At 68.9% G+C, this 16,774-nt stretch carries 15 protein-coding genes; 3 read left to right on the top strand and 12 right to left on the bottom strand.

From position 1 onward, the window contains the following. Positions 1 to 37 precede the first annotated feature (37 nt). The 3 genes from ACIPWY_RS36695 to ACIPWY_RS36685 all read right to left on the bottom strand — a co-directional run bounded on the left by ACIPWY_RS36695 (position 38) and on the right by ACIPWY_RS36685 (position 2,900). Complete coding sequence (locus ACIPWY_RS36695; protein WP_362900864.1) at positions 38 to 484, bottom strand: VOC family protein; 447 nt, start codon at positions 482 to 484, stop codon at positions 38 to 40. Positions 485 to 536: 52 nt separating this feature from the next. Continuing rightward, positions 537 to 1,013, bottom strand: a complete 477-nt coding sequence (locus ACIPWY_RS36690) for a helix-turn-helix transcriptional regulator (protein WP_393699718.1) — start codon at positions 1,011 to 1,013, stop codon at positions 537 to 539. Between the two features lie 138 nt (positions 1,014 to 1,151). Continuing rightward, the gene (locus tag ACIPWY_RS36685; RefSeq protein WP_393699716.1) at positions 1,152 to 2,900 is read right to left on the bottom strand and encodes an MDR family MFS transporter; all 1,749 of its coding nucleotides are present in this window, start codon (positions 2,898 to 2,900) and stop codon (positions 1,152 to 1,154) included. Between the two features lie 147 nt (positions 2,901 to 3,047). Between ACIPWY_RS36685 and ACIPWY_RS36680 the strand changes: the two genes are divergently transcribed. Then, complete coding sequence (locus ACIPWY_RS36680) at positions 3,048 to 3,620, top strand: TetR/AcrR family transcriptional regulator (RefSeq protein WP_362900866.1); 573 nt, start codon at positions 3,048 to 3,050, stop codon at positions 3,618 to 3,620. A 53-nt stretch (positions 3,621 to 3,673) separates the two neighbouring features. Here ACIPWY_RS36680 and ACIPWY_RS36675 read toward each other — a convergent pair whose 3' ends face one another. After that, a complete protein-coding gene (locus ACIPWY_RS36675) occupies positions 3,674 to 4,351 on the bottom strand; it encodes a M23 family metallopeptidase (protein WP_362900868.1) in 678 nt (225 codons plus the stop codon). Positions 4,352 to 4,813: 462 nt separating this feature from the next. On the opposite strand from ACIPWY_RS36675, the gene ACIPWY_RS36670 reads away from it, so the two are divergent. Then, on the top strand, positions 4,814 to 7,852 hold the full coding sequence (locus ACIPWY_RS36670) for an NACHT domain-containing protein (RefSeq protein WP_393699713.1): 3,039 nt from the start codon (positions 4,814 to 4,816) through the stop codon (positions 7,850 to 7,852). 79 nt (positions 7,853 to 7,931) lie between these two features. On the opposite strand, the gene ACIPWY_RS36665 is transcribed toward ACIPWY_RS36670, so the two are convergent. Then, on the bottom strand, positions 7,932 to 10,457 hold the full coding sequence (locus ACIPWY_RS36665) for an ATP-dependent Clp protease ATP-binding subunit (protein ID WP_362900876.1): 2,526 nt from the start codon (positions 10,455 to 10,457) through the stop codon (positions 7,932 to 7,934). Between the two features lie 432 nt (positions 10,458 to 10,889). Here ACIPWY_RS36665 and ACIPWY_RS36660 point away from each other — a divergent pair, with 432 nt between their 5' ends. Next, a complete protein-coding gene (locus ACIPWY_RS36660) occupies positions 10,890 to 11,465 on the top strand; it encodes an SCO3374 family protein (RefSeq protein WP_393699711.1) in 576 nt (191 codons plus the stop codon). Here the strand turns inward: ACIPWY_RS36660 and ACIPWY_RS36655 are convergent. The 7 genes from ACIPWY_RS36655 to ACIPWY_RS36625 all read right to left on the bottom strand — a co-directional run bounded on the left by ACIPWY_RS36655 (position 11,444) and on the right by ACIPWY_RS36625 (position 16,769). Continuing rightward, a complete protein-coding gene (locus ACIPWY_RS36655) occupies positions 11,444 to 11,782 on the bottom strand; it encodes an Lsr2 family protein (protein WP_362900880.1) in 339 nt (112 codons plus the stop codon). The genes ACIPWY_RS36660 and ACIPWY_RS36655 overlap by 22 nt on opposite strands. Before the next feature lie 236 nt (positions 11,783 to 12,018). Beyond that, entirely contained in the window at positions 12,019 to 12,561 is a 543-nt protein-coding gene (locus tag ACIPWY_RS36650; protein ID WP_362900882.1) for an amino-acid N-acetyltransferase, read from the bottom strand. Between the two features lie 9 nt (positions 12,562 to 12,570). After that, positions 12,571 to 13,098: a BlaI/MecI/CopY family transcriptional regulator gene (locus tag ACIPWY_RS36645; RefSeq protein WP_393699788.1), complete on the bottom strand. Its 528-nt coding sequence runs from the start codon at positions 13,096 to 13,098 to the stop codon at positions 12,571 to 12,573. A 130-nt stretch (positions 13,099 to 13,228) separates the two neighbouring features. Beyond that, entirely contained in the window at positions 13,229 to 13,411 is a 183-nt protein-coding gene (locus tag ACIPWY_RS36640; RefSeq protein ID WP_383888818.1) for a hypothetical protein, read from the bottom strand. A 13-nt stretch (positions 13,412 to 13,424) separates the two neighbouring features. Further along, positions 13,425 to 14,060, bottom strand: coding sequence for a hypothetical protein (locus tag ACIPWY_RS36635; protein ID WP_362900886.1), 636 nt, complete (start codon positions 14,058 to 14,060; stop codon positions 13,425 to 13,427). Positions 14,061 to 14,161: 101 nt separating this feature from the next. Next, positions 14,162 to 15,760, bottom strand: coding sequence for a hypothetical protein (locus ACIPWY_RS36630; RefSeq protein ID WP_362900888.1), 1,599 nt, complete (start codon positions 15,758 to 15,760; stop codon positions 14,162 to 14,164). Between the two features lie 211 nt (positions 15,761 to 15,971). Further along, on the bottom strand, positions 15,972 to 16,769 hold the full coding sequence (locus ACIPWY_RS36625) for a type III pantothenate kinase (RefSeq protein WP_362900890.1): 798 nt from the start codon (positions 16,767 to 16,769) through the stop codon (positions 15,972 to 15,974). Positions 16,770 to 16,774 lie beyond the last annotated feature (5 nt).

The following is a 16,774-nucleotide window of genomic DNA, read 5'->3' as shown; positions in this document are numbered from 1 at the left end:
GGAACTAGGGAACTAGGGAACTACTCGGGGACGCGAACTAGCTGGTGGCCCACTCCTTGTCGAGGTCGAGCCCTTCGTTGCGTTGCGTGAACGAGAACCAGTTCCCGGAGTCGTCGCGGAAGATCGCCTCGGTCCCGTACGGGCGCTCCTGCGGCTCCTGGAGGAACTGCACCCCGCGCGCCTTGAGCCGCTCGTAGTCACCGTGGATGTCGTCCGTGACCAGCACGCCGGCCCCGAGGATGCCCTTGGAGACCAGCTTCTTCACCGCCTCGGCCGACTCGGGGTCCATCGCGGGCGCCCCGGGCACCATCAGCGTCAGCTCGACGTCCGGCTGGTCCTTGGCACCCACGGTCAGCCAGCGCATACCGCCCTCGCCCATGGTCATGTCCGTACGCACCTCGAGCCCCAGCTTCTCGGTGTAGAACTCCTTGGCCCGGTCCTGGTCGAGAACCCAGACGGTGGAAATGGCGAGTCCCTTGATCATGATGCGCTCCGCTCCGCTCGGCCCACGCGCCGGGGAATCCGGCCGTGCCCTGTCACCGTAGGCAGTCGTCCCCCGCCCCCGCTTCTCCAGAATTGCGCTCCTGACCGGCACCCGGGCCCGTACTCCCGGAAGGCTCTCTGCCGGGGAAGCCGCCGGCCCACAACATCGCGTAACACCCGGGGATGAGCGCCGCCCCGCGACCCACGTGCTTCGCCCGGTACTCGCTCGGCGTCAGGCCCGTCTGTCTCTTGAACCGGGACGAGAACGTGCCCAGGCTGCTGAATCCCACGAGGACACAGATCTCCGTCACCGACAGATTCGCCGATCGCAGCATCTCCTCGGCCCGCTCGATCCGACGGCGCGTCAGATACTGCCCCGGCGTCTCCCCGTACGCCTCCTTGAAGCACCGCACGAAGTGGTAGCGCGAGTAACCGGCATGGGCCGCCACCGCGTCCAGGTCGAGCTCCGCCTCGGCCCAGTCGCGGTCCATCGCGTCCTTGGCGAGCCGCAGCTGCCGCAATTTCTCCACGTCACCGATGCTGGCACGCCCCACTGACAACGCGCCCGCCCCGGTACGGCCGGCAACGGCCCGGCACGGCGAAGGCCCCCGGTGCGCCTGAGCACACCGGGGGCCTTCATACAGCCGAGGAGAATCGGGACGACCCGCTCAGACGGTCTCGGAGACCGTCCTGCCGTCCGCCGCGGCGTCCCCAGCCGCGCCCCCTTCGACCGGCTTCGCGTCGGCCGTGGCCGCACCGTTCGCAGCCGTAGCGTTCGCGGCCGTACCGGCCTTGGCCATGTCGACCGGCTGCGCCTCCGCCGGAGCAGCCGCTTCGGGAGAGGCCGGCGCTTCCTTGGCGGGGCCCGCGCCACGCAGCGGCACCTCCTTCACGAAGACCGCCGCGATCAGCGACAGCACGGCGACGATCGAGCCGAGCAGGAACGCCGAGTGCGTACCGGCCGACACCGCGTGCAGGTAGGCGTCACGCACCATGGCCGGCAGCTTGGCCAGGCCCTCGGGCGTCAGCTGCGTGGACTGCTCCGTGATCTTGCCGCCCACGGCCCCGGCCCGCTCGGCCATCACGTCGTGGACGCGGTTGTTGAAGAGCGCGCCCATGATCGCGACGCCGAAGGAGGAGCCGAGCGTACGGAACAGGGTCGTGGAGGACGAGGCGACGCCCATGTCCTTCATCTCGACGCTGTTCTGCGCGACCAGCATCGTGATCTGCATCAGGCAGCCCATGCCCGCGCCGAGCACGGCCATGAACACGCCGGAGGTGAACCGCGAGGTGTCGGTGTCCATCTGCGCGAGCAGGAAGAGTCCGGCCACCATCAGGACACTGCCGACCAGCGGGAACACCTTGTACTTGCCGGTGTTGGTGGTGACGCGGCCCGCGACCAGCGAGACGACCATCATCGAGAGCAGCATCGGCAGGAGCAGCAGACCGGAGTTGGTCGCGTTCGCGCCCTGCACCGTCTGCTGGTAGAGCGGCAGGAAGAGCACGGCGCCGAACATCACGAAGCCGGTGATGAAGCCGATGAGGGACATGACCGTGAAGTTGCGGCTGCGGAAGATGTGCAGCGGCAGGATCGGCTCGGCCGCCTTCGTCTGGACGAAGAGGAAGCCGACGAGCGCGGCGACACCGATCGCGCCGAGTTCCATGATCACCGCGGAGCCCCAGGCGTACTGCGAGCCGCCCCAGGTCGTCATGAGCACGATCGAGGTGATGCCGACGGTGAGCAGTGCGGCACCGAGGTAGTCGATCTTCCCCTTCGCCCGCTTCTTCGGCAGGTGCAGGACCGCGGTGACCATGACGAGGGCGACAAGACCGAGCGGCAGGTTTATGTAGAAGGACCAGCGCCAGCCCCAGTTGTCGGTGATGGCACCGCCGACGAGCGGCCCGCCGATCATGGCGAGCGCCATGACGCCGGCCATCATGCCCTGGTACTTGCCGCGCTCCCGCGGCGGAATCAGGTCACCGATGATGGCCATGACGCCGACCATCAGACCACCGGCACCGAGGCCCTGGATCGCGCGGAACGCGATGAGCTGGTTCATGTCCTGGGCCATACCGCTGAGCCCGGAGCCGATCAGGAAGATCACGATCGAGGTCAGGAAGGCGCCCTTCCTGCCGTACATGTCGCCGACCTTGCCCCAGATGGGGGTCGATGCGGCGGTCGCGAGCGTGTACGCGGTCACGACCCACGAGAGATGTTCGAGGCCGCCCAGGTCGCCGACGATCGTGGGCATCGCGGTGCCGACGATCATGTTGTCGAGCATCGCGAGCAGCATCGCGATCATCAGCGCCATCAGGACGACGCGCACGCTGCGCGGCTGCGGCTCCTTGCTGTCCGCGCGGCCGGCCTTGCCGCCACCCCCGCCGGTGTCCACCGCCACTGTTCCGGTCTCCGCCATGATCCCCACTCCCCAGTTACTTACCTGCCGCTACTTACTTGCCGCCCGGCAAGTTGACTACACTGAGGGAAGATAGAGCGCTAACTAGCCGGGCGTCAAGTAAGTTTTGGCCCAAGCCCCGCCACCAGCACGAAGGAGCAGCCACAGATGGGCAGCAGCAAGCAGCGCCGCGGAAACACCCGGCAGCGCATCCAGGACGTGGCGCTGGAACTGTTCGCCGAGCAGGGCTACGAGAAGACCTCACTGCGCGAGATCGCCGAGCACCTCGACGTCACCAAGGCAGCCCTCTACTACCACTTCAAGACGAAGGAAGACATCGTCGTCAGCCTCTTCGAGGACCTGACGCAGCCGATCGACGAGCTGATCGAGTGGGGCAGGGAGCAGCCCCCGACCCTGGAGACCAAGCAGGAGCTCATGGAGCGTTACAGCCTGGCGCTGCACGGAGCGGGCCCACTCTTCCGCTTCATGCAGGAGAACCAGGCGACCATGCGCGAACTGAGCATCGGCGAGCTGTTCAAGGACCGGATGAAGGCGCTCCTCGACCAGCTCCTGCCCGAGAACGCGACCATGACCGAGCGGGTCCGCTGCTTCAGCGCGATCTTCTCGATGCACGCGGGCCTGTTCGTCCTCAAGGACGTCGAAGGCGACCCGGAGGAAAAGCGCAAGGCCATCCTCGAGGTCGCCACCGATCTCATCACCCAGGCACAGCGGGATGCCTGAGTCACGTTATGCAGTTGAGCTGAATGCAGTTGAGCTGAGCTCGTTCATGCAGGTCAGACGCTGACGCCCACGGACTTCAGGAAGTTGACCGGGTTGACCGCGGAACCGTAGTTCGGGGTCGTGCGGATCTCGAAGTGCAGGTGCGGGCCGCTGGAGTTACCGGTGTTGCCGGAGAGCGCGATGTGCTGTCCGGTGGACACCGTCTGACCTATGCGCACGTCGATGCGGGACAGGTGCGCGTACTGCGAGTACGTGCCGTTGCCGTGCTTGATCACGATGGCGTTGCCGTACGCCGGGCCGTCGCCGCCGCCGTTGCCGCCGGCCTTGACGACGGTGCCGCCGTGGGCGGCCATGACGTTCGTGCCGATCGGCACGGCGAAGTCCTGGCCGGAGTGCTTGTGCGACCACATGTTGCCGCCGAGGCCGAAGCCCGCGGACAGCGTGTAGTTCTTGACCGGGTCCATCCAGGAGGCGGCCTTCTTCGCCGCGGCTTCCTTGACCTGCGCGGCGCTCTGCTTCGCCTGGTCGGCGGCCTTGGCCTGCGCCTTGGCCTGCGCCTGGACCGAAGCGGCAGCCACGCTGGGCAGCGCGACGCTTCCCTGAGTGCTTTCGGCGGCGACCGCGGCCCCGGCCCCCAGCAGCGCCGTGGCTCCCATGGCGACGGTCACGACGGCCGCCCGAGTACGGAGCAGGGACGAGCCGGAAGAAAGAGTCATGGTGCGCTTCGACATTCGGGATTACCTCCGCGTTGATGACAGGGACAGACCGGCACTCGTTGGTGACGTGCCGGGCTGGCTGTTCATTGGTAACCCAGGACCCCATCTCGGCTCAAAGGCCCCATCTACTACCTAAAGCCGTACTGATTGGTCGGGACTTCAACCTCTTGACAGCCCCCGCAGACCCCCTGAGATCTGTCGGATTTGCGCCCCGATTTTAGGTTTAGGGCCGCTTCGCACCCTTGTGTCCGGGCGCCCCACCGGCCTCCGCCCTACCGATCCAAGAAGTGGACATTTCACCTGAACCCGCTGATGCCGTGACAACCCCCCACCCCTACAGCGCATCCACTATTTCGGCTAGTACCGGACAAAACGCCTGTGCGCCATGTCACCGGGAGGCAAGATCGCCGGACCCGGGAATGTGACGCGGGCTACGCTGAAGCGCCTGGTTTCACGGCCTTTCGGGGGGAACGGCAGATGGATCCCGCAGTCCTCGGCACGCGCCTGGCGTCAAGCGTCCTCACGCCTCTGGTGAAGCAGCTCCTCACCCGCGACGGCCCCGGTGCGGGCCTGGTGGACAAGCCCGTACGCCTCTCGGGCCTCGTCACCTTCCGCGGCGAGAAGCGGTCCCTCGGGGAGAAGGAGGTCGGGCACCTCGCCGGCCGTCTGGTGCGGGAAGCCGTGCAGTCCCCGGGCGAGCCCCCGTTCCCCACGGACGAGCAGGAGGCGGTCACGGCTGCCCTCGCCCGCAGGCTCCTCGCCCTCGGCGACCTGGACATGGACGACATCCAGGCGGTCCGCCTCGGTCACCGCCGGCTGGCCCGCACCCTGCGCGAGGCGGCCCCCGCGCCCGACCTCTCCACCGACGCCGCCTACTTCCTCGACTCGGTCACCGAGTGGGCGTGCCTGCACATCCTGCACTTCTTCACCCAGCGCTCCACGTTCGTGGCGCGCACGCTGGTCGAGCAGAGCCGCGCCCAGTCCGACCTGATCGCCAAGGTGGACGCACTCATCACCCGCACCCCGCCACGCGACGCACAGGACACCGCCTTCGAGGCCCGCTACCGCGCCCACCTCGCGGCGCGCCACAACCGCGTCACCATCTTCGGCCTCGACCTGCGCGACTCCCCCGACGTCTGGCCCCTCGACGTCGCGTACCTGAGCCTCGAAGCCACCCGTGGGGCCGGCCCCGGGGACACGCACGGCGAACCTCAGGAAGCGACGACGGTCCAGGTCAGGGCCGAGGACGCGTTCGACGGCTACGACCGGGTCCTGCTGCGCGGTGAGGCGGGCTCCGGCAAGACGACCCTCATCCAGTGGCTGGCGATCACCACCACGGGCCGTATCCCGTACGTACTGCCGCTGCGCACCCTGATCCGCGCCTCCGGGCTCCCCTCCCCCGCCGCGTTCCTCGCGTCCGCCGACTGCCCGCACACCCCGCCCGACGGCTGGGCCGAGCGCGTCCTGACGGCAGGGCGCGGCCTCGTGATGGTCGACGGCCTGGACGAGGTCCCCTCGGCCGAGCGGCCCCGCGTGCGCGACTGGCTCCTCGGCCTCGTCCGCGCCTTCCCCGGCAACCGCTGGCTGCTCACCGCCCGCCCCACCGCCGTACGCTCCGACTGGCTGGCCGGGGACGGGTTCGCCGAGCTGTCCCTCGCCCCCATGGGCCGCCGGACGGTCGGCGCCTTCGTACACAGGTGGCACGCGGCCGCCGGCGCCGCGGAGCACGAGGAACCGCTGCTGGACGCCCTGCGCGCCAAGCCGGACCTGTCGCTCCTGGCGACCAACCCCCTCATGTGCGGCATGATCTGCGCCCTCCACCGTGCGCGCCGCGGCTATCTGCCGCCACGCCGCAAGGCTCTGTACGACGCCGCGCTCCAGATGATCCTCACCGACCGCGACCGGCAGCGCGGCATGGGCTGCCTCGACGGCATCGAACTCGACACCGAGGACCAGACCGAACTCCTCCAGCGTCTCGCCTACGCCCTGGTGCTCGCGGGCCGCACCGAGATGGACGAGGCCACCGCGCTCGCGCTCCTGGAACGCGCCCTGCCCTCCGTCCCCGACGCCGCCCGCCAGGGCGACGCCCCCGCGATCCTGCGCCACCTCCTGCTGCGCAGCGGCGTCCTGCGCAGCCCCGCCCCACAGGTGGTCGACTTCGCGCACCGGACGTTCCTCGACCACCTCGGTGCGCGCTACGCGGTCGAGGAGGGCCACCTCGACGTCCTGCTCGGCCACGCCGGCGACACGCAGTGGGAGGACGTCGTGCGGATGGCCGTGGCCCACGCCCGCACCCGGGAGCGGACGACGCTCCTGCGGGGCCTGCTCGCCGCGGACAGCCCGCGCCTGACCCTGCTCGCGCTGGCGAGCCTTCAGGACGCCTCGGCGGTCGAACAGGAGGTCCTCGAAGAGGTACGGGAACGGGCCGCCGCCCTGATCCCGCCCCGGACCCCTCAGGAGGCCGCGCAGCTCGCGCAGGCGGGCCCGTTCGTCCTCGAACTCCTCCCCGGACCACAGGACTTGACGGACGAGGAGGCCCACGCGGTCGTAACCACGGCCTCCCGCCTGGGCCACGAGGGCTCCCTGCCGGTCCTGAAGCGCTTCCGCTCCCACGCGTCCCTCGACGTGCGGCGCCAACTCGTCGGCACCTGGCGGAGGTTCGACGCGCAGGAGTACGCGGACGAGGTGATCGCGCATGTGGACCGGGACCAGCTCGACCTGACCGTCACGAGCGAGGAGCAGGTACGGGCGATGTGGACGATGCTGCCGTGGCGGCGGGTCGACCTCAGCGGGGAGTATCCGCTCGACACGTTCATGGGAGCACTGGACCTCGAGGTCGCACGGTTCCTGACGTTGCGCGGCAACCCGCACATCACGGATCTCCGGGAACTGCACGCACTGCCGTCACTGGAGTTCCTGGCCCTGATGTACTGCCCGGAGGTCCGCGACCTGGCACCCCTCGCCGAGATGCGGCTACGGCATCTGTCGGTGATCGACCTGCCCGCCCTGCCGACCCTCTCCGGCCTGTCCCGGGTGACCAGCCTTTGCTCGCTCAGCGTCCTCCAGCCGATCCCCGGCGACTCGCTCGCCGCGTACCTGCCGGTCGGGGCGCCGCTCGACCAGCTCATCCTCGGCCGGGGCGCAACGGAGACCACAGGGCTCACGGGCCTCGACGCCTTCCCCGAGCTGACCTGGCTGAACCTGTCCGGCGACGGCGCCGCGCTCGGCCCACACGACTGGGAACAGCTCGCCCGGCACCCCGCGCTCGCCCGCCTCTCAGTGGACAGCCGGTTCCTGCCCGAACACGGCCCGACCACCGAGCTGACAGGAATCCGCACCCTCCACTTCCATCTGGATGCGGGAGCCGAGGAGCAGGTCTCCCGCTTCGCCCCGGCCTTCCCGTGCGCGCAGTACGTGCACCTCTTCCTCGCCGAGGACGCGGCACCGGGCGCCGACGACGTGTACGCGGAGTTCTTCCCGCAGGCCGAGGTCAAGATCGACCGCCCGGGTCGATGACCCCGAGCGCACGACGAAGGGGCTGGCCCAGGACCGAAGTCCCGGGGCAGCCCCTTCGTCTCAGCGCGTCCCCGAAGGGTTACGCGTCCTTGCTCAGATTCGGCCCGGCTCCGCCGGCCGCCTGCTCGATCGGCGGGACGTCCGGCAGCGTGGACTTCTCCTCGCCGCGGAAGGTGAACGTCTTGGCGTCACCCTCGCCCTCTGTGTCGACGACCACAATGTGGCCCGGACGCAGCTCACCGAAGAGGATCTTCTCGGAGAGCGAGTCCTCGATCTCGCGCTGGATCGTGCGTCGCAGCGGACGCGCGCCGAGCACGGGGTCGTAACCCTTCTTGGCCAGGAGCTCCTTCGAGGACTGGCTGAGCTCGATGCCCATGTCCCGGTCCTTGAGGCGCTCGTCGACCTTGCCGATCATCAGGTCGACGATCTGGAGGATGTCGTCCTGGGTCAGCTGCGGGAAGACGACGACGTCGTCCACGCGGTTGAGGAACTCGGGGCGGAAGTGCTGCTTGAGCTCGTCCGAGACCTTGTTCTTCATGCGCTCGTAGTTGGACTTCGTGTCACCCGTGGCCGCGAAGCCGAGGTTGAAGCCCTTCGAGATGTCCCGCGTGCCGAGGTTGGTCGTCATGATGATGACCGTGTTCTTGAAGTCCACGACCCGGCCCTGGGAGTCGGTCAGGCGACCGTCCTCCAGGATCTGGAGCAGCGAGTTGAAGATGTCCGGGTGGGCCTTCTCGACCTCGTCGAAGAGAACCACCGAGAACGGCTTGCGCCGCACCTTCTCCGTCAGCTGGCCGCCCTCTTCGTAGCCCACGTAACCGGGGGGCGAACCGAAGAGACGCGAGACCGTGTGCTTCTCGCTGAACTCCGACATGTCGAGGGAGATCAGCGCGTCCTCGTCACCGAAGAGGAACTCGGCGAGCGCCTTGGACAGCTCGGTCTTACCGACACCGGACGGGCCCGCGAAGATGAACGAGCCACCGGGGCGCTTCGGGTCCTTCAGACCGGCACGCGTACGGCGGATCGCCTTCGAGAGCGCCTTGACGGCGTCCTTCTGGCCGATGACACGCTTGTGGAGCTCGTCCTCCATGCGCAGCAGACGCGAGGACTCCTCCTCGGTCAGCTTGAAGACGGGAATGCCGGTCGCGGTCGCGAGGACCTCGGCGATCAGCTCGCCGTCGACCTCGGCGACGACGTCCATGTCGCCGGCCTTCCACTCCTTCTCGCGCTTGGCCTTCGCGGCGAGCAGCTGCTTCTCCTTGTCGCGGAGCGAAGCTGCCTTCTCGAAGTCCTGGGAGTCGATCGCCGACTCCTTGTCACGGCGCACGCCCGCGATCTTCTCGTCGAACTCGCGGAGGTCCGGCGGCGCGGTCATCCGGCGGATGCGCATCCGGGAACCGGCCTCGTCGATCAGGTCGATCGCCTTGTCCGGCAGGAAGCGGTCCGAGATGTACCGGTCGGCCAGCGTCGCCGCCTGGACGAGGGCCTCGTCCGTGATGGAGACGCGGTGGTGGGCCTCGTAGCGGTCGCGCAGACCCTTGAGGATCTCGATCGTGTGCGGCAGCGACGGCTCCGCGACCTGGATGGGCTGGAAGCGGCGCTCAAGAGCGGCGTCCTTCTCCAGGTGCTTGCGGTACTCGTCCAGCGTGGTGGCACCGATGGTCTGGAGCTCACCACGGGCCAGCATCGGCTTCAGGATCGAAGCGGCGTCGATGGCGCCCTCGGCAGCACCCGCACCGACCAGCGTGTGCAGCTCGTCGATGAACAGGATGATGTCGCCGCGGGTGCGGATCTCCTTGAGGACCTTCTTCAGGCGCTCCTCGAAGTCACCGCGGTAGCGGGAACCGGCGACCAGCGCGCCCAGGTCGAGGGTGTAGAGGTGCTTGTCCTTGAGGGTCTCGGGCACCTCGCCCTTGACGATGGCCTGCGCGAGGCCCTCGACGACGGCGGTCTTGCCGACGCCGGGCTCGCCGATGAGGACCGGGTTGTTCTTCGTGCGGCGGGACAGCACCTGCATGACCCGCTCGATCTCCTTCTCGCGCCCGATGACCGGGTCGAGCTTGGATTCGCGGGCGGCCTGCGTGAGGTTCCGGCCGAACTGGTCGAGGACCAGGGACGTGGAGGGCGTGCCCTCGGCAGGACCGCCGGCGGTGGCGGTCTCCTTGCCCTGGTAGCCGGAGAGCAGCTGGATGACCTGCTGCCGCACCCGGTTGAGATCGGCGCCCAGCTTGACCAGGACCTGGGCGGCGACGCCCTCGCCCTCACGGATCAGGCCGAGCAGGATGTGCTCCGTGCCGATGTAGTTGTGACCCAGCTGAAGCGCCTCGCGGAGCGACAGCTCCAGGACCTTCTTGGCACGGGGGGTGAAGGGGATGTGCCCGGACGGGGCCTGCTGGCCCTGGCCGATGATCTCCTCCACCTGCTGGCGGACCGCCTCGAGCGAAATCCCGAGGCTCTCCAGGGCCTTAGCGGCGACACCCTCACCCTCGTGGATCAGGCCCAGGAGGATGTGCTCGGTGCCGATGTAGTTGTGGTTGAGCATCCGGGCTTCTTCCTGAGCCAGGACGACAACCCGCCGCGCGCGGTCGGTGAACCTCTCGAACATCGTTAATCGCTCCTCAGAGCGGTCAGGCAGTAAGGGGACGCTCCCCTCCCTGTCCTTCCGCAGCTTAGTCCCGCAAGCGGGGACCGCTCATTCCAACTGCCGACACCCGTCGATGGCCTCCAGACCCGAACGCCGACAACTGCTCCAACACCGATGGTGCGAGACGATGTTCCCGCAGGCCAGGCAGTTACCCCCACCATCAGTACGCCGATGGCGAACGCAAGACGGCCCAAACCCACGTGTCGCCCCTCCTCACTAGGGATGTCTTACCCGCCAGGGGTGACACTCCATGCGGCGCGCGCCGGATCCCTCCGCTACGGGCGAACACCCTTGCGCCGCCGAACACCCCCGCACGCCCCCATTCGAGAAACTCTGCGCACTCAACTGACAACGCTGCGTAACTCGCGAGGGTTCCCGGCGGTTGCTCCGGACATGGTCTCCATCGCGCACACCGTGCCCCTGCCCCGTCGGCCGCTCGACGCGGGCGATCCGGTGCGCGGGTGGTACGAGAACGCGCTCGGCTGGCCCACCGCGCCGGGCCCCACGGGCCTTCAGCTGCTGACAGGGCTGCGCTTCGACGTACTGGAGGTGCCCGCGGAGGCGGGACGTGCCGTGCTGCGGCGGCTGGACCCCGGAAGTCCGGTGGCCCTGCAAGGGGAGACGATGCGTCTGCTGGTGGCCGCGGGCAGCGCGGAGGAGCTGCCGGGGCTGCTCGACTGGCTGGAGTGGGGGGCGCTGCCCCTGGATCTCACCGTGATCGGTGCGGGCGGGGCGATCGACGCGCCCGCGCCCCCGGGAGTGCCGGACCCGCAGGAGGCCGCTGTCTGGGTGCGGCCCCCCGAGCCCGGATGCGACGTCGAGCCGACACTTCCGGCCCTGACTGCGCTGCCGGCCGTGGGGGGCGGTGGGGGCGCCCCCGGTCTCGTACGGCTGGTGGAAACGGCGGCGACTCAGTGCCACCGGATCCGGCTGCGACGTGCCTGCGCTCAGCCGTTGGCCTTCTCGTAGGCCTCACGGATGGACGCGGGGACACGGCCGCGGTCGTTGACCTCGTAACCGTTCTCCTTGGCCCAGGCACGGATCTGCGCCGTGTCCTGGCTGCCACCCGCCACCGTGGCGCGCGCCTTGCCGCGTCCGCCGGCGGAACGGCCTCCGGTGCGACGACCACCCTTGAGATACGGCTCAAGAAGTCCGCGGAGCTTGTCCGCGTTGGTGGTGGTGAGGTCGATCTCGTAAGTCTTGCCGTCCAACGCGAACGTCACGGTCTCGTCCGCCTCGCCACCGTCGAGGTCGTCGACAAGAAGGACCTGAACCTTCTGTGCCACCGGATTTCCTTTCATCGATATCCGAAGGGCCGGACCCCACGACCTCAGTCGTTGATTCGCCGTCCCCTTGTTATATGCAGTACGCAGTACGTCGGAAAGCAAACCGCTTTTGCTGGAAAAACACAAACCCCTGGGAGAGATCCAGGAGAGACCAAGCACCCCGAGAAGCCCGGAAAGATGCGCGTTTCGGACATAGGGCACCCGGGCAGGCAGCTGCTCAGTAATACCGGGGGCGATCACAGATGCAGAAGCATCCGGCTGTTGCCCAGGGTGTTCGGTTTCACTCGTTCGAGACCGAGGAACTCCGCGACACCCTCGTCATAGGAACGCAAGAGCTCGCTGTAGACATCGGTGTCGATCGTATCGACGGGTGCCTCTCCGATCTCCACGAAACCGCGCTTCGCGAAGAACTCCACTTCGAAGGTGAGACAGAAAACCCGGCGAACACCGATCCAGCGCGCGGTCTGCAGCAACTTCTCGAGCAGCTGATGACCGACGCCCGCGCCCCTGACCACCGGATTCACGGCGAGGGTGCGGACTTCCGCCAGGTCTTCCCACATGACATGCAGGGCGCCGCAGCCGACGACCTCCGCGTTGTCGTCCCGTTCCGCGACCCAGAACTCCTGGATGTCCTCGTAAAGCGTCACGGTGGCTTTGTCGAGCAGGATCCCCTCGCGGCTGTACGCGTCGAGGAGGCGGCGCACGGACGGCACATCGGCCGTCCTCGCCCTGCGCACGGTGACTGCTTTTGCGGAGTCTTCGGGGAGCTGTGCTGGCATGAGCGGACGCTATCGCCCGGCGTCCGGAGCCGCTTCCTCGGGTCCTTCAGGTCCTTCAGGTCCTTGAGATCCTTCAGGTCCTTGAGGCCCCTCCTGCCCTTCAGATGCTTCAGGCCCTTGAGTTCGTTCCGAGTCTCGCGGCTCTTCGGGGCCTTCGGTGGCTGCGGGGACTTCGGAGCCTTCGGGCTCTTGAGACGCGATGGGCTGCGCCCGAGGTCCCTGCACCATACGCACGGCATCGTTCAGCGCTTCGCGTTGTTCCGGCGACATCATGCCGAAGAAGGCGACTAGAGCCGCCGCCGGGTTGTCACTCTGGGACCATGCGTCGTTCATCAGCGCGGCGGAGTACGCGGCGCGAGTGGAGACGGCCTCATATCGATAGGCCCGGCCTTCCGCTTCGCGGCGTACCCAGCCCTTCTGGTGAAGATTGTCCAGAACGGTCATGACCGTGGTGTAGGCGATGGACCGTTCCTGCTGGAGGTCTTCCAGAACTTCGCGAACTGTCACGAGGCGGTTCCACTTCCACACCCGTGTCATCACTGCGTCTTCGAGTTCTCCCAATGGGCGCGGCACGAGCAGCACACTAGTGGCAGAAGTCGGCAATAGGGCGCCGGACGTGGCGAACGGCGCCAATAAGGACAAAAAGGGCGCCCGATGGGCGCCCTTCTCAGATGTCGCTGGGCTGTGGGGTGGCCTGGCGGGCCGCCTCGGCGCGGGCGATCGCCGCGTCGACGGCCGCGTCTTCCTTGGCCTTCTTGTCGCCGCCCTGGGACTTCACGATCGTCACGATGAGACCGACGAAGAAGACGGCCATCACTACGGGGGGCACGAGCGCGGAGACGTAGTCCATGCCCCCAGAGTAGCTATCCGACGGCGAGTTCCTGCGGCGGGGCCGCGGGGGGTGCGGGCCGGCGCTTGGGCGGGAAGACCTCGGCCGGGGTGGGCATGGGGCGCGGCGGGGCCGGAGGGGTCGCCGGAGGCCTGGGTTCGGATGCGGGCTTGCCGGTGGCGGAGAGGCCCCCGGGCAGGGCGAGCAGCCGGGTACGGGAGCCCGGGATGCGGGGCTGCGCGACGCGCGTCTCCCCGCGCGCCGGCGCCCGGCCCTCGAGCCTGGCCCGCACGTCGCGCTCGGCGAGCGTGCGGCAGCGTTCGAGGAGGGTGGCGGCGGAGGGATTGCCGCGCAGGGCGCGCAGGGCGGCGAGGTCGTCGGCGCCGGGCTGATAGCCCGCCGCGAGCGACTCGTCGAGCAGTTCCAGATAGCCGGTGGTGGATCCGGGCAGGGCGGCCCGGTAGCGGGCGAGGTCAGCCAGCAGGAAGGCGCGGATACGGGCGCCTTCGTCGGCTGCCTCGTCGACCGATTCGGCGAGCCGGAGGCAGTCCTGGATGTCCTCGGCGGAGACGGGACTCGGGTGAAGGGCAAGGGCGAGGGCGCGTCGGAGCACACGCAGCTCTTCAGCGCCGAACGCCATGCCGCCGCGGTTTCCGTAGGGCGTGGGCATGGGCCGACGATACGCAGCACGACGGACAAAATCCGCTTAACCGCCAATTTGCGGCGTGGCTCGCAGCCTGGTCACACCCCAGGTCACCAGGCCACCCCAGGTCACTCGGCCCGGCGTCGCGACATGGCGAACACGATCGCGCCCACACCGAGAGCCGCGGCGGCCGCCGCGGCCAGCCACGGCAGGAAGCCGGCACCGGTCGCCGCCATGGACCCGGACGTGCCCGAGGTCCCCGAGCCGCCCGACGTCACGGAGACGGTGGAGCTCGCGGAGGGCGAGGGGGTCGCGGTGCCGCCCGATGCCGACGGGGACGGCGACGGGGAGGAGGACGCCTCGCCGACGGTGATCGCCGCCTCGTCGTCGGACTGGTCCGGGTCGTTCAGGACGATCCCGTCGCCGGGGCGCACGGTGACCGTGCCGCGGGCGGCGCCGGCGGCGAGGTCCTTCTCGTAGCCGACCTGGAAGCGGAACATCTGGCCGTCGCCGCTCTCCTCGGAGACGGTGTCCGGGCAGAGGTAGCGGCGGTGGCCCGGCTCGAAGGGTGAGGTCTTGCCGCCGGTGTACGTGAAGCAGTCGCCGCTCGCCTGGTCGTCGGGCTCCTCGTCGACGCGCACGCTCTTGGCGACGACGCCCTTGGGGAGGGTCACCTCGACGTAGGCCACGGGCTTGCTGTCGGGGTGGGCGACCACGGCGGGGCCCGCGTTGCGCAGGCCGAAGGCGAGCGGGTGGGTGGAGCCCTTCTTGCCGGGCACGAGGACGGCGCCGACCGCGAGGAAGTCGGCGGCGTTGTCGGCTTCGTACGTCACCCGGTGGCTGTCGGCGAAGCCGGTGCCCGCGGCGGGGGTCAGGGTGAGCGCGGCGCCCTTGCCGGGGGTGCCGCCGGTGTCCGTGCCGGAGGAGGCCGGGACGGCCTCGGCGGTGATGTCGGTCCAGGTGTGGAAGGCGTCCTTGCCGAGGGACCCTTCGAGCGGGTTGGAGAACCCAACCGTGTCACCCGGGGCGATCGCCGTCTTGAAGACGCAGGTCACGTCGGCGTCGTCCCTGCCGAAGTCACCTGGCAGGTAGAGGCAGTTGCTGTGCTTCCCGGCGAACGTGACGCCCGGGCTGCCGGTGAGGCGGACGGTGATCTGTTCGGTGGGCAGGTCGCCCGTGTTGCGCAGGACCACGGGGTAGCCGACGGACTGGCCGGGCGTCAGGCCGGACTTGGCGGGCAGTGTGGCGACCTGGACCTTCGGGGAGCCGATGACGACCTTGGAGGTCTCGGTGTCGGGGGTGGCCTTGTCCGCGGTGACCTCGTAGCGCAGCGTTCCGGTGTCGCCGGGCTTCGTACCGGCGAGCGCGCTGAGCGTGAAGGGCTCGAACGGGCCGTGCAGATTGCCGTCGTCCAGGCACGTGACGACGGCTCCGTCTGCCGTGCACCGGTCGTTCTTGGCCTTGATCGTGGCTATGCCCTTGAGGCCGCTCGCGTCGATCACCAGCTTGGCGTTCTCCGGCAGCGGGAGCCCCTCCACGCCGTCGTCGGCGAAGCCGTAGCCCACCTCGGGGGCCATGGCCGTGCCCGATGCCGGGACGGCTATCTGCGCGGGCGCCGTGATGACGGCGTACGACTGCGTGGGAGGCGTGGGGCCGTCCGCGGCCCAGGCCGTGGCGCCCGTGAGACCGACCCCGGTCAGCGCGATCGCCGCCGTCGCAGCCGCCAACTGTCTGCCCTTACGCCACATTTCGCCCCACGTCCATCGCATGCCGACTCATGCCCCGTCTTTGCGGAGACGAGCGAAGCGTACGAACGGTTGCACCCTTCGCGCACTCCTTGTCGAAAGTCCGTACGCGAAGGGGTAGTTGGGGCGCCACCGAAAGGTCGCGCCACCGAAGGGTCACGTCACCGAGAGGGGGACGTCGCCGAAACGAGCGTCAGGAGCGGGAGACGTTCCGTTCGTAGACCAGGCGCAGGCCGATCAGCGTCAGCCACGGCTCGTGCTCGTCGATCACCGCGGCCTCGCCGAGCACCATCGGCGCAAGGCCTCCGGTGGCGATGACGGTCACGTCGTCGGGGTCGTCGGCGAGTTCGCGCGCCATGCGGGTCACGACGCCGTCGACCTGGCCCGCGAAGCCGTACAGGATGCCGGACTGCATGGCCTCGACGGTGTTCTTCCCGATGACGCTGCGCGGGCGGGCGATCTCGATCTTGCGGAGCTGGGCGCCCTTGACGCCCAGGGCCTCCACGGAGATCTCGATGCCGGGGGCGATGACGCCGCCGGCGTACTCCCCGCGCGCGGAGACCGCGTCGAAGGTGGTCGCCGTGCCGAAGTCGACGACGATGGCGGGCCCTCCGTAGAGCTCGACCGCCGCCACCGCGTTGATGATGCGGTCGGCGCCGACCTCCTTGGGGTTGTCCATGAGGATCGGGACGCCGGTCTTGATGCCGGGTTCGACCAGGACGGCGGGGACGTCGCCGTAGTAGCGGCGGGTGACCTCGCGCAGCTCGTGCAGGACCGAGGGGACGGTCGAGCAGATGGCGATGCCGTCGATGCCGTCGCCGAGCTCGTCGCCGAGCAGCGGGTGCATGCCCATCAAGCCCTGGAGAAGCACGGCGAGTTCGTCGGCGGTTCGGCGGGCGTCGGTGGAGATGCGCCAGTGCTCGACGATCTCCTCGCCGTCGAACAGGCCGAGGACGGTGTGGGTGTTGCCTACGTCGATGGTGAGCAGCATGGCGA

The organism is Streptomyces sp. NPDC090032, assembly GCF_044748025.1.
GTDB lineage: Bacteria > Actinomycetota > Actinomycetes > Streptomycetales > Streptomycetaceae > Streptomyces.
The sequence above is the reverse complement of the archived record's forward strand: the minus strand, read 5'-3'. Positions and strand labels throughout refer to the sequence as shown.

Coding starts and splice junctions, on each gene's coding strand:
- ACIPWY_RS36695 (WP_362900864.1), bottom strand. CDS start 484: ATGATCAAGGGACTCGCCATTTCCACCGTCTGGGTTCTCGACCAGGAC.
- ACIPWY_RS36685 (WP_393699716.1), bottom strand. CDS start 2,900: ATGGCGGAGACCGGAACAGTGGCGGTGGACACCGGCGGGGGTGGCGGC.
- ACIPWY_RS36680 (WP_362900866.1), top strand. CDS start 3,048: ATGGGCAGCAGCAAGCAGCGCCGCGGAAACACCCGGCAGCGCATCCAG.
- ACIPWY_RS36675 (WP_362900868.1), bottom strand. CDS start 4,351: ATGTCGAAGCGCACCATGACTCTTTCTTCCGGCTCGTCCCTGCTCCGT.
- ACIPWY_RS36670 (WP_393699713.1), top strand. CDS start 4,814: ATGGATCCCGCAGTCCTCGGCACGCGCCTGGCGTCAAGCGTCCTCACG.
- ACIPWY_RS36665 (WP_362900876.1), bottom strand. CDS start 10,457: ATGTTCGAGAGGTTCACCGACCGCGCGCGGCGGGTTGTCGTCCTGGCT.
- ACIPWY_RS36660 (WP_393699711.1), top strand. CDS start 10,890: ATGGTCTCCATCGCGCACACCGTGCCCCTGCCCCGTCGGCCGCTCGAC.
- ACIPWY_RS36650 (WP_362900882.1), bottom strand. CDS start 12,561: ATGCCAGCACAGCTCCCCGAAGACTCCGCAAAAGCAGTCACCGTGCGC.
- ACIPWY_RS36645 (WP_393699788.1), bottom strand. CDS start 13,098: ATGACACGGGTGTGGAAGTGGAACCGCCTCGTGACAGTTCGCGAAGTT.
- ACIPWY_RS36640 (WP_383888818.1), bottom strand. CDS start 13,411: ATGGACTACGTCTCCGCGCTCGTGCCCCCCGTAGTGATGGCCGTCTTC.
- ACIPWY_RS36635 (WP_362900886.1), bottom strand. CDS start 14,060: ATGCCCACGCCCTACGGAAACCGCGGCGGCATGGCGTTCGGCGCTGAA.
- ACIPWY_RS36625 (WP_362900890.1), bottom strand. CDS start 16,769: ATGCTGCTCACCATCGACGTAGGCAACACCCACACCGTCCTCGGCCTG.